The organism is Microbulbifer hydrolyticus (assembly GCF_009931115.1).
GTDB classification, from domain to species: Bacteria; Pseudomonadota; Gammaproteobacteria; order Pseudomonadales; family Cellvibrionaceae; genus Microbulbifer; species Microbulbifer hydrolyticus.
The window spans coordinates 128031-145156 of the sequence record NZ_CP047491.1; the positions used below are offsets into that span (position 1 = coordinate 128031).

The window sequence follows — 17126 nt, forward strand, 5'->3', positions numbered from 1 at the left end:
CCAGACCGTCTGCGGCCTGGATGGCCGCAGCCGAGCCCCCAGGGATGGGTTCACGGCGTGTCTGGCAAAGGGCCATCGCTAGCGGAGCCGCCACTTGGCCAGCTAGTGGCTACCCGGGACCCGATCAATGCCTGAATTACCAGAAGTCGAAACCACCAAACGCGGACTCGCTCCTCACCTCGAGGGGCGCAAGGTAAAACTGTGCGAGATCCGCCAGCACAGTCTGCGCTGGCCGGTGGATGCCGACTTTGCGGAAAAAATCAAAGGCGCCCGTATCCAGCACCTCGACCGCCGCGCCAAATACCTGCTGGTGCAAACCGACAAAGGCATGGCGATCTGGCACCTGGGCATGTCCGGCAGTCTGCGGATCGTCGACGGCGCATTGCCCCCGCAAAAGCACGACCATATCGACTGGCTCCTCGATAGCGGCCAGCGCCTGCGCTTCCACGACCCCCGCCGTTTTGGCGCCCTGCTGTGGACCACCGAAGATATCGCCGAGCACGAGCTCATTGCCCACCTCGGCCCCGAGCCGTTGAGCGAAGACTTCCACGGCGACTACCTGTTCAGCGCTTCCCGCGGCCGCAAGGCCCCGGTGAAAAGCTTCATCATGGACGGCCGCATCGTCGTCGGCGTCGGTAATATCTATGCGAGTGAGGCCCTGTTTGTGGCCGGTATCCGCCCCACCACCCCCGCCGGAAAAATCTCCCGTCTGCGTTACCAGAGGCTGGCGGAAGCGATAAAGGCTGTGCTGGCTTCCGCCATTGCACAGGGTGGCACCACCTTAAGAGACTTCGTCGGCGGCGATGGCAAGCCCGGCTACTTCGCCCAGCAGTTGAACGTCTATGGTCGCGCCGGTGAGCCCTGCCGGCGTTGCCCCGGTACCATCCGCGAGCAGATCATCGGCCAGCGCAACACCTTCTTCTGCCCCCGCTGCCAGCGCTGATTGGGAAATCGTTTTTCCTCACCGCCCTTATTTCCGCCAGATTTAGCTGGCGTAGTCGGCGTCGAGGGGAGCAATTGGCTGGCTCGGCAGTTAGGCGGGAATCAGTTTTCCGGTGATCCTGTTATTGAATGTGCTGTCGACACTGTTGGAATGTGGGGTCGGGCGCTGTCCGGATAATCCCACTAACTCTCTCTGGTGGCCCAATTAACTGGATTCAGGTGGGCGAGGTCAGCTTGAGACCGATAATCCCGGCCACGATCAGCCCGATGCAGGCCAGACGTGGCAGTGCGCTGGATTCCGCGAACAGTACGATCCCCAGAATCGCCGTCCCCACGGCGCCGATACCGGTCCACACCGCATAACCGGTGCCCACCGGAATGGTCTTCAGCGCCTGGGCGAGGAAATAAAAGCTCGCGATCATGGTAATGATCGTGAGCACACTGGGCAGTGGTTTGGTGAAGCCCTGTGTGTATTTGAGCCCAATCGCCCAGCCCACTTCCAGTAGTCCCGCTATCAATAAAAGAAGCCACGGATTGGGCATGGGTGTATTTTCCTGGCCGGCGACCGGCGTTACCTGCCCTGGGCGCTGCCTTCGCGGCGGGTGTCCGCGCCGCCCAGCAATTTGCCGTCTTTAAGCGCGATAGCGTGGATACCGCTGTTCAGTTCTCTGCGCACTACCTTGTGGCCAAGCGCCTCGAGCTTTTCCAGTTCCCCTTCCGTGAGCGCGTCCGGCTCCACTTCCACCCGGTAGCCGATCGCCGTCACATTGCCGGTATGGATGGCCTCGGCGATGGGCATGTCCTTGGCCAGGTGATAGAGGATGGTGCGTGCGGTGTAATCGATAATGCGCGAACCGCCGGGAGAGCCGACGATCAGGCGCAGGCTGCCATCGCGGTTGAACACGATGGTTGGTGACATCGAGGAGCGCGGGCGCTTGCCCGCCTGCACGCGGTTGGCCACCAGATTTTTTTCTGCGTCGCGCGGCACGAAGGAAAAATCCGTGAGCTGGTTGTTCAGCAAAAACCCCTTCACCAGCAAGCGCGAGCCGAAGCCGGTTTCAATACTGGTGGTCATGCTCACCGCATTGCCATACTTGTCGACGACGGACAGGTGGCTGGTGTTGGGCATCTCCGGTGATTTCGCCTTCAGGCGTTTGCCGGCAAACTCGCCGGGTACGCCGGGCCTGGCCGGCTGGGCCTTTTCCATATTGATCAACTTGGCGCGTTGGGCGAGATAGTGTGGTGCCACCAGCGCTCTGGCCGGTACATCGATAAAATCGCTGTCCGCGGCATAGGTGTTGCGGTCGGCAAAGGCCAGCTCCGAGGCTTCCGCAAACAGGTGGGTCAGTTCCGCGCTGCCCACCGGGTATTTGTTCAGCGGGAAGTGCTGAAGCATGCCGAGGGTGGCGCCCACGGTGGTGCCACCGGAAGACGGCATCGCCGCACCGCAGACTTCATAAACCAGGAACGCCGAGCACACCGGCTCGCGCATTTTGGCCTGGTAATCTGCCATATCCTTGCGCGTCATCACCCCCGGGTTTTGCGGGTCGTTGCGCACCGCGTCGACGATGGCTGCGGCGATGTCACCCTCATAAAACGGCGCGGCACCCTGCTCGGCGAGTTCTTTCAGGGTTTCGGCATAGGCCGGGTTTTTCAGGATATGACCGACCGGCAGCGGTTTGCCGTCTTGGCCGAACAGATAATTGCGAATCGCCGGGCGCACCGCTACCCGCGGCATCCGCAGTGCCAGCTGGTAGAGCCGCGGGGAGATTGCGAAGCCCTGTTCCGCCAGGGTAATGGCCGGCTGAAACAGCTCCTTCCATGGCAGCTTGCCATCGCGCTTGTGGGCCAGCTCCAGCATGCGCATGACACCGGGTACTCCCACGGAATAACCGCCGATCACCGCGTCGAGAAACCCGCGGGGCTGGCCGTCGCGGATAAAGTAATTTTCATCCACCGCCATGGGGGCAGTTTCGCGGCCGTCGTAGTTGTAAAGCGTCTGGTCGTCCGCACGATAGCTGAGCATGAATGCACCACCGCCAATGCCGGAGGACTGCGGTTCCACCAGCCCCAGCACCAGTTGCGCTGCGATGGCGGCGTCCACGGCGCTGCCGCCTCTGGCCAATATCTGCTCTGCGGCGGTCGATGCGTGGGGGTTGGCGGTTACTGCCATATATTCCCGCGCACTGGCGGATTTGATTTGCGTGCGCCCGGTGGCGACTTCCGGCTGCATCTCCTGTTGCGCGGCTTGCTGGGCGCGCAGGGACGGTGCGGCCACCGCGGTGGCAGAGGTCAGGGAAACAGAAAGGAAAAAATGCAGAAGTCTGTTCACAGGGCGATCCGGTGGCTAATTTCGCTGGGATCGCCCGAGTGTATCAGACCGTCAGTGACTGAAGCAGGTCAGGGAGTCTGCTGGTTGTATTTTTCCTGCAGGGCTTTCTGTACGCCCGGGGGTACAAACTTGGTGACGTCGCCACCGAGGGAGGCGATCTCGCGTACCAGTGAGGAAGAGATGTAGGACAGGTGCTCTGCCGGGGTCAGGAACAGGCTTTCCATCTGTGGCGCCAGCTGACGGTTCATATTGGCGAGCTGGAATTCGTACTCGAAGTCCGATACCGCACGCAGACCGCGCACCACACCATAGGCGTCTACCTGGCGCACGAGGTCGGCGAGCAGGATGTCAAAGCCGATTACCTCGATATTTTTCAGGTGGGCGAGCTCCTGCTGTGCCAGCTCCACCCGCTCCTCCATGGTGAACAGCGGGTTTTTGCGGGTGCTGGCCGCCACGGCGACGATGACGTGGTCAAACAGGCGGCAGGCCCGTTCTACCAGGTCCATGTGGCCATTGGTGATGGGGTCGAAAGTACCCGGGTAAACCACTTTTTTCATAAGCCAATTCGTCTTGCCGGCCAGAAGGGACGCGCATGTTAAACAATTTAGGCCCGGCTCTCAAAAACTCCGGTGAAAATGACGAGAACCGGGATGAATCCGGGGGATTCACGCGGCGAATAGTCGCAGGCAGACCTGTCCCGCCTGCTTTTCTTTCTCGAGTTGCCAGCCCGCAGGTGCATTGATCCGGGTGTCGCGCGGTGATTCCACATAGATCAGGGTGCCTTCGGCCACACATCCCGCCTCAATCAGGCCGGCCAGCGTACTCTGCCACAGGTCGCCGGCAAAGGGCGGGTCGACAAAGATGATGTCGAAGGCACCGGTCGCCTGGCTCAGGAAGACTTCGGCGGGGCAATTGTGTACCCGGCCACCCTCGGCCTGCAGCAGATCCAGCTGCTGGCGCAGCATTTGCGCCGCGCCGCGGTCCAGCTCCACAAAATCCACAGCCGCCGCGCCACGGCTCAGTGCCTCAAGGCCGAGGGCGCCGGAACCGGCAAACAGGTCCAGGCAGCGGGCCCCGGGCAAATGGAATTGCAGCCAGTTGAACAGGGTCTCGCGCAGCCGGTCGCCGGTCGGGCGCAGGCCCTCGATGGGCGCAAAAGCCACTTTGCGCCCGCGCCAGCGGCCGCCGATGATGCGCAACTGCGACGGCGGGGCCGGTTTTGAACGGTCACTGGAACGGGGTCTGCGGTTTCTCGGCATTTGCTGTCCGGTCGATGGGGAAATAAGCGGGCATCACTGTGTGCTAAACAGTCAGCGGTGCTAAGATTAGCGCCTTTCCGCCACTGGCCGCCAGTCGCCGCCGGTGGCCATGTCATCTACCGTATCTCCAGTCGAAGAATTCACATCCGATGATTTTTGATTTCCTGCGCAAGAAAAAGCCCGAGGCTGAAGACTCCACCGAAGAGCATGTGGATAACCCCCTGGCCCCGGAATCAACCGAACCCGATTCCGAGTTGGTGCAGGAACCGGAACTGGAAATCCCGGACAACCTGCTGGCCGATTCCGGCGAGGGCGCTCCCGAGCCTACCCCGGAGCCTGCTGGTGCGGGTGAAAAGCTCTCGGTCGAAGAGGCTCCGGAGTCGGCGTTCGATCCCGCTGCGGAATTGGCTGGCGTTGCCGAGCCAGAGGCGCCCGAATCTTCACCGGAACCTGTGTCCGAAGCTGCACTCCAGCCGGCCACCCAGGACAAGCCGAAAAAAGAAGGCTTCTTCGCGCGTATCCGCCGCGGCCTGTCGCGTACCAGCAGCCAGTTTGCGGAAGGCATGGGCAATCTGTTCCTGGGCGCCAAAGAGATCGACGAAGACCTGATGGAGGAGCTGGAGACCCAGCTGTTGATGGCGGATGTGGGAGTGGATGCCACGACCGAGATCATTGACCGCCTTACCGAGCGTGTCTCCCGCCGCGAGTTGTCGAACGGCGAAGCGCTGTACAACGCCCTGCAGGAAGAGTTGGCCGGACTGCTGGACAAGGTGGAAGCACCACTGTCGATTGACCAGGCCAAGAAACCGTTTGTGATCCTGGTGGTTGGCGTCAACGGCGTCGGCAAGACCACCACCATCGGCAAGATGGCACACCGCTATCTCAATGAGGGCAAGTCGGTGATGCTGGCGGCAGGTGATACCTTCCGTGCGGCAGCGGTGGAGCAGCTGCAGGTGTGGGGCCAGCGCCACAATGTACCGGTGGTGGCCCAGCACACCGGCGCCGACAGTGCCTCGGTCATCTTTGATGCAATACAGTCCGCCCAGTCCCGCGGTGTGGATGTGGTGATTGCGGATACCGCGGGCCGCCTGCACAACAAGGCGAACCTGATGGAAGAGCTGTCGAAGGTTCGCCGGGTGATGGGCAAGCTGGACGGTTCCGCACCCCACGAGGTGTTACTGGTGCTGGATGCGGGCACTGGCCAGAACGCGCTTTCCCAGGCAGAGACCTTCCGGGATTCCGCCGGGGTCACTGGCCTGGTGCTGACCAAGCTGGATGGCACCGCCAAGGGCGGGGTAATTTTCGCGCTGGCGCAGAAGCTGGGGATTCCGGTACGCTTTATCGGTGTGGGGGAGCAGGCAGAAGACTTACAGCCGTTTGCGGCGAAGGATTTCGTAGCCGCCCTGTTTAACCGATCGCAGGGGTGACTAGCTAGGGCTCGGGCCCTTTCTCGGAAAATCCGGTGGCGGCGCTGCTACCGGGTATCGCTTTCTGAGACACGCCGTGAACCCATCCATGGGGGCTCTTCCGCGAGGTCCCTCTCGCGGAAGGTCTCAGAAAGCGATACCCGGTATCAGCGCCTTCGCGCAAAGTTCTGCGAGTTCGACGGCGATGTACCGTAGCTGAACTAAAAACAACAAAAATGCGCTCATGATCCAGTTTGATAATGTCAATAAACGCTACGAGTCCGGCCAGGATGCGCTGGGGCGTGTCAGTCTGGAAATCGACCGCGCAGAAATGGTGTTTCTCACCGGCCACTCCGGCGCCGGCAAAAGCACCCTGCTGAAACTCCTCACCGCCATCGAGCGCCCGACCCGCGGCAGCATCATCGTCGGCGGCCAGAACCTCAACCGGCTGCGCAACAGCCAGATCCCCTACTACCGCCGCAATCTCGGCATCGTGTTCCAGAACCACCAGCTGCTGTTCGACCGCAGCGTGTTCGACAATGTGGCCCTGCCTTTGTCCGTCTCCGGCTGTAGCAAGCGCGAGGTGGGCCGGCGGGTGCGCGCGGCGCTGGACAAGGTGGGGCTGCTGCACAAGGAAAAGCAGAATCCCATCGTGCTGTCTGGCGGTGAACAGCAGCGGGTCGGGATTGCCCGGGCGGTGGTGAACAAGCCGGCGCTGCTGGTGGCGGACGAGCCTACCGGTAACCTGGATCCCAAATTGTCGGAAGAGATCATGCAGCTGTTCCGCCAGTTCAACGCCGTGGGTACCACGGTGCTGATTGCCAGTCACGATCTCGAGCTGATCGCACGCATGCGTCAGCGGGTGCTTACCCTGCAGCAGGGCCAATTGATCTACGACGGATACCCCAGCCGTGAACCAGCGTACTAAACCCTCCTCCCCGGCTACCGAGCGCACCCGATCCGCTGGCGCGGTAGCCGCGCGCACCGGTGTCGGTGACCGTTTCAGCAGCTGGCTGGACCATCACCGCGAGATGTGGCGCGAATCCTGGGTGCGCTTTTTTGCCGCGCCCATGTCCAGCGGCATGACGGCGCTGGTGATTGCGATTGCACTGGCGCTGCCGGCGGCGCTGCAGTTGGGGCTTGCCAACTTTCAAAGAGCGGTGGCGGGCTGGGATGGCCAGCCACAGGTTTCCGTGTTCCTGCACAAGCGGGCCCAGGAGAGCGCGGTGACCTCCTTTGCCGACGACCTGCGCGGCGATCCACTGGTGGCGGAGGTGACGTATATTTCCCCGGAGCAGGCACTGGCGGAGTTCCAGCAGGCATCGGGGCTTGGCGACGCACTACTCGGCATGGACACCAATCCGCTGCCGGCCGTATTACTGGTGCGGCCGAAAGGGTCGGACAGCGCGGCGCTGGAGGCGTTGGCGCAACGCCTGCGTGAAAGCGCGCTGACGGATTCCGTGGTTCTGGATATGGCCTGGGTACAGCGGCTGGCCAATCTGACCGAGCTTGGCCGGCGTATGAGTCTGGGACTGGCGTTTTTGCTGGCACTGGGGGTACTGCTGGTGGTGGTAAACAGTATCCGCCTGCACATCGAGAATCGCCGCCAGGAAATTCTGGTAGTGAAGCTGGTGGGTGCCACCGATGCATTTGTGCGCCGTCCATTCCTGTACACGGGGCTGGTATATGGCCTGGTGGGCGGGCTGATTGCCTGGCTGCTGGTGAGTATCGGCGTCTGGTTGCTGGCGGGGCCGGTCAGCGGACTGGCGAACCTGTACGGCAGCGGCTTCGAGCTCGACGGGCCGGGGATTACCTATCTGTTCGGACTCGGTGGCGGCGCTGCCCTGCTGGGCCTGACCGGGGCATGGCTTGCAGTGGCGCGGCATATCTCCGCGATTCAGCCGAGGTAACTGCGCGCAAGCGGGCAGATGACGGCCCCCGAGCTCCCGCTCCGGGCGCAATTTGTCGTACCGTTAAACTGGCTGACCTATCGGTCAGTCAAGATTCGCAAAGTCCATCGCCCGGCGTGGAACTTCCCCTGTGGATAACTGTTCTAACACACCGGAAATCAAGGGCTGGCGGGGTGTGCCGGCCGATCTCGGACGGGGTTCCATTTCCCGTTGCGAGTGCTACACTGTGGCCAACTTTGCACTTCCAGTGCCGCTCAAAGGCTGACCAGCCCAGGGCTGGAGGGAGCAAGCCGCCGCAAACTACTGGTCCCGGTAAGTATTAGTCCGGGCAGCAAGTGCCAAGCGGGGCAATAGAGAGTTACGAGGAGAATCCTGAATGGGAACCAATCTACAGCCGATCCACACACTGTCTCCGGGCGCCAATCTGAACGCCTATATCCAGACAGTCAGCGGCTTTGAGGTCCTGTCCGCCGAGGAAGAAAAGAAGCTCGCGGAAGATCTCTACTACCACGAAAACCTTGAGGCAGCCCGCCAGCTGGTCATGTCTCACCTGCGTTTTGTGGTACACATCGCCAAGTCTTACTCCGGTTACGGTCTGAACCAGGGCGACCTGATTCAGGAGGGTAACGTGGGCCTGATGAAGGCGGTGAAGCGTTTCAATCCCGAGAAGGGTGTTCGCTTGGTGTCCTTTGCGGTGCACTGGATCAAGGCGGAAATCCACGAGTTCATTCTGCGCAACTGGCGCATCGTCAAGATCGCGACCACCAAGGCGCAGCGCAAGCTGTTCTTCAACCTGCGTGGCCAGAAGAAGAAGCTGGCGTGGCTGACCAACGACGAAGCCAAGCGCGTGGCTGCTGAGCTGAATGTCGATGTGCAGCATGTGCACGATATGGAAGGCCGTCTGGCGGCCCACGATGCGGCGTTTGACGCCGGTGTGGACGACGACGAAGATTCCGCCTGGCAGGCGCCGGCGCACTACCTGGAAGACCGCCGTTACGATCCGGCCACCATGCTGGAGCACGATAACTGGCAGGAAACCAGCGTGAACAACCTGACCGCCGCCATGGAGAAGCTGGACGACCGCAGCCGCGATATCATCGAGGCGCGCTGGTTGAGCGAGAGCAAGTCCACGCTGCACGAACTGGCCGACAAATACGGTGTTTCCGCGGAGCGTATTCGCCAGCTGGAAAAGAACGCCATGAAAAAAGTCCGGGTGGCGATGGAGGCCTGATACGCCTTCTCACTGACCGGATTCAAGAACCGCGCTACTGGCGCGGTTTTTTCGTATCTGGCCCCGGCTTCTGTGGTGTGTGCTTTGAAGCGGGCTCGGTGGCGGAGGATCGCTGGGTGCGGGTTTTCAGAACCACTGTGAACCCATCCCTGGGCGTTGCGGCGGCGACGTCCTGTCGCCGACGCTTCTGAAAACCCGCACCCAGCGCTCCCCCTTCGCGTTGGACTGTTTAACTTCGCAAGCCGATTGGTAAGGAAAACACTGATGGCTAAATTGTATCTATTGCTCGCCGCGTTTTTTGGCGGCACCGGCGTTATCCTCGGCGCCTTCGGGGCCCACGGCCTGCGCGACAAAGTCGCGGAAAACCTGCTGGAAGCCTTTAAAACTGGTGTGCATTACCAGATGATCCATGCCCTGGCGCTTATTGCCGTGGCTATCCTGATTCATCAGATCGGGGCCAAAACTTCACTGATTGTAAGCGGTGCTCTGTTTGCTATCGGTATCCTGCTTTTCTCAGGAAGCCTCTATGGCCTCACTTTTGGCGGCCCCAGAATCCTTGGCCCTATCACGCCACTGGGGGGAACCTTGATGATCGCTGGCTGGATAGCACTATTTATCGCCGCACTGGGTTACGCAAAGTAACTGCCCACTCGAGGTGGTTAGGCCACAAAAATATGAATCGAAGGCCAGGTGCCGGGTATGAGTTTTCAGAAGCGTCGGCGACAGGACGTCGCCGCCGCAACGCCCAGGGATGGGTTTACAGTGGTTCTGAAAACTCATACCCGGTGCTTGGCCGCCAAGCACCAGCTACGAAGCACCCAGGAACAGTGCTCCGAGCCAAGAGGTAACCAAACCAAGATGCAAGAAGAACCCAACAAGGAACAAGGTAACGAGGAAGAAGACTTCCCCTACCGCACCGAATTCAAAAAGAAATCTATCCGCAGTTACGTGATCCGCGGCGGGCGCATGACCGAAGGCCAGCGCAAGGCCTTCGATACCTACTGGGGTCCGTTTGGCCTGTCCCTGTATGACGGCGCCATCGAGCCGAAAGAAATCTTTGGCCGCGAGGCACCCGTGGTGCTGGAAATTGGTTTCGGCATGGGCGACTCCCTGCTGGAAATGACCGAAGCGGAAACCGACAAGGACTTTATTGGTATCGAAGTCCACCCGCCCGGGGTTGGTCGCCTGATCAACAACGCCGGCAAAGCCGAGGTCAAAAACCTCCGCGTGTATATGGCCGACGCCATCGACGTGCTGAACGACTGCATTCCCGATGCCAGCCTCGACCGTTTCCAGCTGTATTTTCCCGACCCCTGGCACAAGAAAAAGCACAACAAGCGCCGCATCGTGCAGCCCGAGTTTGTAAAGCTCCTGTGCAGCAAGCTCAAGCCCGGCGGCCTGATGCACATGGCCACCGACTGGGAAAACTACGCTGAACAGATGCTCGAAGTACTGGAAGCCGAGGAGCAACTGGAAAATACCGCCGGTAAAGGCAACTATGCCCCGCGCCCGGAATTTCGCCCACAGACCAAATTCGAGCGCCGCGGCGAACGCCTCGGCCACGGTGTCTGGGACCTTCTGTACAAAAGAAAATAAGCGCCGTGTGCAGCGGGCCTGCAAAAAATTTGCTGCGGCCCGCTGTGCTATCTTCTGTCTACCGGTAATGGATGCTCCGGAGCAACAATGACAACAAGCCCCACCCTCGCCCGTCGACGCCTGTGCGCGCTACTCATCAGCAGTGGCCTGCTTGCACTCAGCGGCCCCGTCCTCGCCGATCAGGAAGGCACCCTCAACCTCTACCTGAACGCCGGGCAGTACTGGTTCGATGAGCAGCGCCTCGACGGCACGCCTTACTCTGGTTTTGAGCTGGACGACAGCAGCGGTGGCGGCATCGGATTTGGCTACAACCTCACCGACCGCTGGGCAATCGAAGGGGTTTACGACTACTTCAGCGTCAATGTTGAGGACACCGGTGAAGACGTCGGTGTACAGAATTACCACCTCGACCTGATGTATCAATTCGGCGGCCAGTTCTGTTACAACTACCTGTGGCAGCCTTACGTCGTGGTGGGTGCCGGTGAGCTGCGGGTGGATGAAGACTCGTTCGATTATCCGGACAACTGGCACCAGCGCCAGACCATGGTCAATTTTGGGGCCGGTATCAAATACCAGCTGGCATCGCGCTGGCAGGTCAGAGGGGATCTGCGGGGCTTTCAGGGTGTCGAGGAAGGTGGTGTGGACGGCTTCCTGAGCTTTGCGATCGGCTACCAGTGGCAGGATGAAGTGACCCCGCGGGACTGGGATGGCGATGGGGTGTACAGCAATGTTGATCAGTGTCCGCAGACGCCACCGGGTATTGATGTGGATTTGCGCGGCTGCCCCATCGACAGCGACGGCGATGGTGTGCCGGATTATATCGACCAGTGTCCGATGACGCCCATGGGCATGGCGGTGAACGAAGATGGCTGTCAGCGCGAAGCCTACGACCCGGGTGATTTTTCCAAGTAATGCCGTGGCCGGGGCCCGGAAAACATCCCGGGCACCGTTTAGCCAATCCCGTTGCGCCCCGTGAACGACTGTCGCTTATTCGCTGCGCGCCTGTTCCAGCTGCTCGGAAATCTCCAGCCACTCCATTTCCAGCGCATCCAGCGTTTCCCGAGCCTCTCCCTGGGCTTTCGTCAGGCGTGCGATTTCGTCCTGCTGACCGCCGCTGTAGAGGTCCTCGTCCGCGAGCTGGGTTTCCAATGTGGCCAGCACCTTTTCCGCCTTCCCCATTTTCTGTTCGACGCTTTTCAGCTTGTTGGTCAGCGGCTTCAGTTGTTCGCGTCTGGCCGCGGCGGCGCGGCGCTGGGCCTTCTTGTCTTCGACGGGTTTGTCGGTGGTCTCTGAAGCACCGGAATCACTCTCCTGACGGCGTTTTTCATCGCGCTTGAACGAGAGTAGCCACTGCTTGTAATCCTCCAGGTCGCCGTCATAGGGCTCCGCACGCCCGTCTGCCACAAGAATAAACTCGTCGGTGGTGTTGGCCAGAAGATGACGGTCGTGGGAGACCAGCAGCATTGCGCCGGGGAACTCCGCCAGTGCCAGTGTGAGCGCGTGGCGCATCTCCAGATCCAGGTGGTTGGTGGGCTCATCCAGCAGCAACAGGTTGGGTTTCTGCCAGGCGAGCAGCGCCAGAGCGACACGGGCCTTCTCACCGCCGGAAAATCCGCCGACCGGCTCGAATACGCGGTCGCCCAAAAAGCCATAACCGCCGAGGAAATCCCGCAGTTGCTGTTCGCTGGCATCGGGAGAAAGGCGCTGAATATGCAGCAGCGGCGAGGCTTTCGCATCCAGCGCTTCCAGCTGGTGCTGGGCGAAGTAGCCAATTTTCAGGTGTTCGCCACACTGGCGTACGCCGGACAGCAGCGGCAGTTCACCGGCGAGGGTCTTGATCAGGGAAGATTTACCGGCGCCGTTGGGACCCAGCAGGCCGATGCGGCGGCCGGGCTGGATCCCCATTTCCACGCTCGGCAGGATGGTCTTGCCGGGGTAACCGATTTCCGCCTCACGCAGGTCGATCAGCGGGTTGGAGACCTTGTCGGCACACGGCAGGCGAAAACGGAACGGCGAGTCCACATGTGCCGGAGCGATTTCCGCCATGCGGTCCAGCGCCTTGAGGCGGCTCTGCGCCTGCTTGGCCTTGGTGGCCTTGGCGCGGAAGCGGCGCACGAAGTCTTCCATGTGCGCGCGCTGGGCCTGCTGTTTCTCGTACTGGACCTGCTGCTGTGCCAGGCGCTCGGCGCGGGCGCGCTCAAAAGCGGTGTAGTTGCCGCTGTAGAGCACCAGCTCCTGCTGCTCGAAGCTGACGATCCCGTCCACGACCGCGTCGAGGAAATCGCGGTCGTGGGAAATGATCAACAGGGTGCCGGGGAAGCGCTGCAGCCACTGCTCCAGCCATAGCGTGGCATCTAGATCCAGGTGGTTGGTGGGTTCGTCCAGCAGCAACAGGTCCGCCGGACACATCAGCGCGCGCGCCAGGTTCAGGCGGATGCGCCAGCCCCCGGAAAAACTCTTTACCGGGCGTTCCTGGTCCGCGTGGGAGAAGCCGAGGCCGTCGAGCAGCTGTGCGGCCCGCGCAGGCCCGCTGTAGCCGTCGATGGCCGCCATGCGCTCGTGTAGCTCGGCGATACGCTTGCCGTCGCTGCCATCGGCCTCGGCGGCCTCCAGCGCGTGCTGCAGGTCGCGCAGGCGGTGGTCACCGTCCAGGGCGTAGTCGAGCGCAGTCTGGTTGGTGGCCGAGACCTCCTGGGCCATATGCGCCACTTCCCAGCCGGCCGGCACCTCAATGGTGCCCGCATCGCTGTCCTGCTGTTTGAGCAGCAGCCTGAACAGTGTGGACTTGCCGCACCCGTTTGCGCCGATGACGCCCACCTTGTGACCGGGGAAAATTCGACAGCTGGCGTTGTTGAGCAGATCGCGCCCGCCCACCTGCAGCGACACGCCTTGCAGATTAATCAATGGAAACCTCTTTGAATTCGCCCGATTTTGACTAGGCTATCGGCTATAACAAACCGCCGGGATTCTATCGTGACAGAAACCGCACCTCCATCACCGCCGCCCTCTCCGCTGCATAATCCGCTCTGGCACTTCAGCCTGGAGTTCTATTCTCAGCCCCAGGTGGCCGATTTCCTGCTGCAGTGCCAGGACACCCGCGGTGCGGATGTCTGTCTGCTGCTTTGGGCAAGCTACACCAGCGCCTGCGGGCGCCAGTTGAGTGAAGAAAGCTGGCGGGTGGCCGATCGCGGCCTGGCACCACGCAGGCGCATGATCAATAGCGTGCGCAACCTGCGCCGTCTGCTGGGTCGGGTAAAGAAAGACATGGGGCTCTACGAGTGGTGCAAGCGCTGTGAGCTACGTATGGAGCAGCGCCAGTTGGCGGCGCTGTGGAAGCTCCAGGGCGAAACCTGGCCGGAAACCCGCTCGCCGCTGGAGCTGGCCGGTCAGCAATACGGCTTGCTACAAAAAGAACAGGCCCGCTGGGCGGGCCTGATCGATGCCTACAGTACCAGCGTCGATGAAGCGCTGGAGGGTGTGGCGGTTGACGGTCGCGCGGTGCCAAAAAATGGTGGCGCGCCGGGAGGAGACGCAGTTTCCTGATCCACCGCAGCGCGTTGCCCACGGCGAACCAGGACACCTGGCTCAGTGCTTGTGTTTGTGCTCTTCCGGACCGTAGTGCGGGTTCTCCTCGGTGGAAAACAGGCTGTTGGCCGGGGTGCTCGGGGTGATGGTCGGAGTCGTCGGCGTCACTGCCGCCGGGCTGGATTCCGGGATCAGTGGCTTTGGCTCGGAGGTTTTACCCATCACCGGTTCGGGGGTCGCCGGTGTACTGGACGGCGCGATGGGTTTTTTCTGGGCGGCTGGCTTGCTGCCGTTGGTCTTGGCGGTTGCTGACTTGGTATCCGCTTTCGGAGTCTTTGCCTTCTTCGGTGCGGCCTGCTTCGCCGGTGTCTTTTTGGCAACGGCCTTCTCGGATGTGGCGCTGGCGGCTTTTTTCGCGGGTGCTTTCTTTACCGCCGCCTTTTTCGCCGCTGTCTTTTTGGGGGCAGCCTTTTTCGCTGTGGTTTTGCTGGCTGCCGCTTTTTTGGCGGCGGGCTTCTTGGTAGAGGCTTTCTTTTCTGCCGGCTTGGCCGCGCTGGCCTTGGGCGCTGCTTTTTTGGCTGCAGTTTTCTTGCTGGTGGTCTTTTTCTTTTTCGACTTGGTGGCAGCCAGTACTTTTTTCGCAGCCGCTTCACCGGCCTTCTTGATGGTATTGGCAGTCTTGTCGGCAAACTTGGCTGCAGCGGATGCGGCCTTGGATTCGCTCAGTGACTTGGCGGCATCCTTGGCTACCTTCTCTAGTTTGGTAACTGCAGCTTTTGCGGCGTCGACCTTTTTCTTGGCGGAGCTTTTTGCCGCCGGAGTTTTTGCCTTGCCAGCAGCAGTGCGCGCGGTTGCCAGTTTCGCCTTGGCTTTGGTTACCTGCGCCTGGGCGCTCTCTGCTTCCTTGCTGGCTTTTTTCAGGGCTTTTTCGGCATCGGCCGCGTCCTTGGCCCGAGCCTTGTCGAGTTGGGTGGTGATCTTGGCGATCTGTTTTTCGAGATCGGCAATGGATACAGCGGCTTTGCGTTTGGCGGCCATGAGTTGGAATCCTGCGTTTGAGACGGTTATGGGTATCGGTTCGAACGGTGCCCTGAAACCCCTCCCTTTTTGTAGTGCAGAATCACCTCTCTGCAGGGGAAAAAATATCAGGGTAGAGTGCTGATAATAGCGCTGTTATTTGTTAAGTGCATCCCTGTGCAGGGTGCGATTTGATGCTTTTGCACAAGGGATTTTGCTATTTCGCCACTCGTGGATTTTTCCAGCCGCCAGGCCAAGCGGAAATCGGGCGGCAAAAAGTTACCGCAAAATGAAACCACACGCCCCATGTGTAGTCTTACCGGGCAGTGTGCAGCGTCAACCTGCATGGGGTAGACTTGCCTGTCGCTGGCCGGGCCCACAGTACTGTGAACTATCGCACAAAGTACGCGGGACTCGGGTGTACAACAGCAGAGGAGGGTGGGACCCTTCTCATACCAATAAATGCTTCACGGAAATAAAGAGACGATTCTCATGAATAAAACTTCTTTGGCAGCTGCGATTGCACTGGGTATTGCACTGGTCGGCTGTAACAAACAGGAGTCTGCCGACTCCGCGGATATCAAGCTCGAATCCCAGGAGCAAAAGGTCAGCTATATCATTGCCGAAGATATGGCCAATCGCCTCAAGAGCCAGGACGTAGCCCTGGACCCGAAAATTGTCGCCATGGCGCTGAACGATGTCTCCAGTGGCCGTGAGTCTCGCCTGAGCGAGGAAGAAAAGCAGGAAGTGATCAAGGTATTCCAGGAGAGCATGCAGGCCAAGCAGAAAGAGCTGATGGCCAAGCAGGAAGCCGAGTTCAAGGCCTCCGCCGACAAGAACCTGGAAGAAGGCAAAAAATTCCTGGAAGAGAACGCCAAGAAAGAAGGCGTACAGACCACTGACTCCGGTCTTCAGTACAAAGTGATCACTGAAGGCACAGGCGCCAGCCCCGAAGAAACCAGCGTGGTTGAAGTGGACTACAAGGGCACCCTGATCGACGGTACCGAGTTCGACAGCTCCTACAAAAATGGCAAGCCGGTGCAGTTCCCGGTTAATGGCGTGATCAAAGGCTGGACCGAAGCACTGCAGCTGATGAAGGAAGGTGCCAAATGGGAACTGTATATCCCCTCTGACCTGGCTTACGGCCCGGGCGGTGCGGGCGGCATGATTGGCCCGAACTCCACCCTGATCTTCGAAGTTGAGTTGCACAAAGCCGACGTCAGCAACGATGAAGGCGCGGCGGAAAAAGAAGCGGTGGAAGAAGATTCCGACCAGTAATTGCGAGCAGCAGGGGGTTTTCGGCAGCCGAAAGCCTCCGCGTTACACGCAAATAAAAAGGGGCCCTATGGCCCCTTTTTTACTGCCTGCGTTGTTAACCTGGCCGCGGGCGCCGTGGCGGTGAATCAGGCCAGCTGGTTTTTGTGCGCGGTGTGCAGGGTATCGATCATACGATCTTCCGCGGCAAAGCGGGTTTCCAGAGCGACGCCCAGTTCGGAGAGATCCTTGGATAGGGAGCTGAGGTCGTCGGTCTCGAGATACTTGTCATTGAAGTCCACGGCCACATCGGTGGTGCTGTCGATTTCGCGGTACAGGGCTTTGGCCTGCTCCAGGCCCGCAGTATCTTCGAACGCCTGGCCCTCCTGGATCAGCTGGTCATACACCTCGAAGTGCCCGGCAGACACATAGTCCACCAGCTGCTGGCACAGGATGCGCACACTCTTTTCGGCTTCCTTGTCGCCATCGGCAATAGCCTTTTTTTCTGAAAGCTGACAAAAACTCACCAGTAGCGACTGACGGGAGTGCAGCCATCGGTCGATGATCTGACTCACGCCACCCCAGCGCTCCTGCGCACTTTTACAGTTCTCCAACATCTCCAAGTTTCCTTTTGTGACTTCTACAACTGCTTAA

General features: G+C 60.4%; 17 protein-coding genes. 10 read left to right on the forward strand and 7 right to left on the reverse strand.

Annotation, left to right across the window (positions count from 1 at the left end; translation table 11 throughout):
- Window positions 1-127 precede the first annotated feature (127 nt).
- Complete coding sequence (gene mutM, locus GTQ55_RS00565) at window positions 128-943, forward strand: bifunctional DNA-formamidopyrimidine glycosylase/DNA-(apurinic or apyrimidinic site) lyase (protein WP_161856955.1); 816 nt, start codon at window positions 128-130, stop codon at window positions 941-943.
- A 214-nt stretch (window positions 944-1157) separates the two neighbouring features.
- On the opposite strand, the gene sugE is transcribed toward mutM, so the two are convergent.
- The 4 genes from sugE to rsmD all read right to left on the reverse strand — a co-directional run bounded on the left by sugE (window position 1158) and on the right by rsmD (window position 4533).
- Window positions 1158-1484 (reverse strand): quaternary ammonium compound efflux SMR transporter SugE, encoded by a 327-nt coding sequence (gene sugE / locus GTQ55_RS00570; protein ID WP_161856956.1) that lies wholly within the window; start codon window positions 1482-1484, stop codon window positions 1158-1160.
- Window positions 1485-1513: 29 nt separating this feature from the next.
- Window positions 1514-3274, reverse strand: coding sequence for a gamma-glutamyltransferase (ggt, locus tag GTQ55_RS00575; RefSeq protein ID WP_237567756.1), 1761 nt, complete (start codon window positions 3272-3274; stop codon window positions 1514-1516).
- A gap of 68 nt (window positions 3275-3342) precedes the next feature.
- On the reverse strand, window positions 3343-3831 hold the full coding sequence (gene coaD / locus GTQ55_RS00580; RefSeq protein WP_161856957.1) for a pantetheine-phosphate adenylyltransferase: 489 nt from the start codon (window positions 3829-3831) through the stop codon (window positions 3343-3345).
- A gap of 108 nt (window positions 3832-3939) precedes the next feature.
- Entirely contained in the window at window positions 3940-4533 is a 594-nt protein-coding gene (gene rsmD / locus GTQ55_RS00585; RefSeq protein ID WP_161856958.1) for a 16S rRNA (guanine(966)-N(2))-methyltransferase RsmD, read from the reverse strand.
- A 404-nt stretch (window positions 4534-4937) separates the two neighbouring features.
- Here rsmD and ftsY point away from each other — a divergent pair, with 404 nt between their 5' ends.
- The 7 genes from ftsY (at window position 4938) to GTQ55_RS00620 (ending at window position 11588) form a co-directional block, all read left to right on the forward strand.
- Complete coding sequence (gene ftsY, locus GTQ55_RS00590) at window positions 4938-5960, forward strand: signal recognition particle-docking protein FtsY (RefSeq protein WP_221296284.1); 1023 nt, start codon at window positions 4938-4940, stop codon at window positions 5958-5960.
- 223 nt (window positions 5961-6183) lie between these two features.
- Window positions 6184-6867 carry a cell division ATP-binding protein FtsE gene (gene ftsE, locus GTQ55_RS00595; protein WP_161856960.1) on the forward strand — a complete coding sequence of 228 codons (684 nt, stop codon included), beginning with the start codon at window positions 6184-6186 and terminating at the stop codon, window positions 6865-6867.
- Complete coding sequence (ftsX, locus tag GTQ55_RS00600; protein ID WP_161856961.1) at window positions 6851-7849, forward strand: permease-like cell division protein FtsX; 999 nt, start codon at window positions 6851-6853, stop codon at window positions 7847-7849. The genes ftsE and ftsX overlap by 17 nt, the downstream gene beginning before the upstream one ends.
- Before the next feature lie 376 nt (window positions 7850-8225).
- Window positions 8226-9080 carry an RNA polymerase sigma factor RpoH gene (gene rpoH / locus GTQ55_RS00605; RefSeq protein ID WP_161856962.1) on the forward strand — a complete coding sequence of 285 codons (855 nt, stop codon included), beginning with the start codon at window positions 8226-8228 and terminating at the stop codon, window positions 9078-9080.
- Between the two features lie 264 nt (window positions 9081-9344).
- Window positions 9345-9722 carry a DUF423 domain-containing protein gene (locus tag GTQ55_RS00610; RefSeq protein WP_161856963.1) on the forward strand — a complete coding sequence of 126 codons (378 nt, stop codon included), beginning with the start codon at window positions 9345-9347 and terminating at the stop codon, window positions 9720-9722.
- A 216-nt stretch (window positions 9723-9938) separates the two neighbouring features.
- Window positions 9939-10676 carry a tRNA (guanosine(46)-N7)-methyltransferase TrmB gene (trmB, locus tag GTQ55_RS00615; protein ID WP_161856964.1) on the forward strand — a complete coding sequence of 246 codons (738 nt, stop codon included), beginning with the start codon at window positions 9939-9941 and terminating at the stop codon, window positions 10674-10676.
- An 87-nt stretch (window positions 10677-10763) separates the two neighbouring features.
- Window positions 10764-11588 carry a porin family protein gene (locus GTQ55_RS00620; RefSeq protein WP_161856965.1) on the forward strand — a complete coding sequence of 275 codons (825 nt, stop codon included), beginning with the start codon at window positions 10764-10766 and terminating at the stop codon, window positions 11586-11588.
- Window positions 11589-11663: 75 nt separating this feature from the next.
- Here GTQ55_RS00620 and GTQ55_RS00625 read toward each other — a convergent pair whose 3' ends face one another.
- A complete protein-coding gene (locus GTQ55_RS00625) occupies window positions 11664-13580 on the reverse strand; it encodes an ATP-binding cassette domain-containing protein (protein WP_161856966.1) in 1917 nt (638 codons plus the stop codon).
- Between the two features lie 69 nt (window positions 13581-13649).
- Here GTQ55_RS00625 and GTQ55_RS00630 point away from each other — a divergent pair, with 69 nt between their 5' ends.
- Window positions 13650-14219 carry a TIGR02444 family protein gene (locus GTQ55_RS00630; protein ID WP_237567757.1) on the forward strand — a complete coding sequence of 190 codons (570 nt, stop codon included), beginning with the start codon at window positions 13650-13652 and terminating at the stop codon, window positions 14217-14219.
- 42 nt (window positions 14220-14261) lie between these two features.
- On the opposite strand, the gene GTQ55_RS00635 is transcribed toward GTQ55_RS00630, so the two are convergent.
- Window positions 14262-15239: a histidine kinase gene (locus tag GTQ55_RS00635; protein ID WP_161856967.1), complete on the reverse strand. Its 978-nt coding sequence runs from the start codon at window positions 15237-15239 to the stop codon at window positions 14262-14264.
- 471 nt (window positions 15240-15710) lie between these two features.
- On the opposite strand from GTQ55_RS00635, the gene GTQ55_RS00640 reads away from it, so the two are divergent.
- Window positions 15711-16496 carry a BamJ family beta-barrel-assembly machinery protein gene (locus tag GTQ55_RS00640; protein ID WP_161856968.1) on the forward strand — a complete coding sequence of 262 codons (786 nt, stop codon included), beginning with the start codon at window positions 15711-15713 and terminating at the stop codon, window positions 16494-16496.
- Window positions 16497-16621: 125 nt separating this feature from the next.
- On the opposite strand, the gene rsd is transcribed toward GTQ55_RS00640, so the two are convergent.
- Window positions 16622-17089: a sigma D regulator gene (gene rsd, locus GTQ55_RS00645; protein WP_161856969.1), complete on the reverse strand. Its 468-nt coding sequence runs from the start codon at window positions 17087-17089 to the stop codon at window positions 16622-16624.
- Between the last annotated feature and the right edge of the window lie 37 nt (window positions 17090-17126).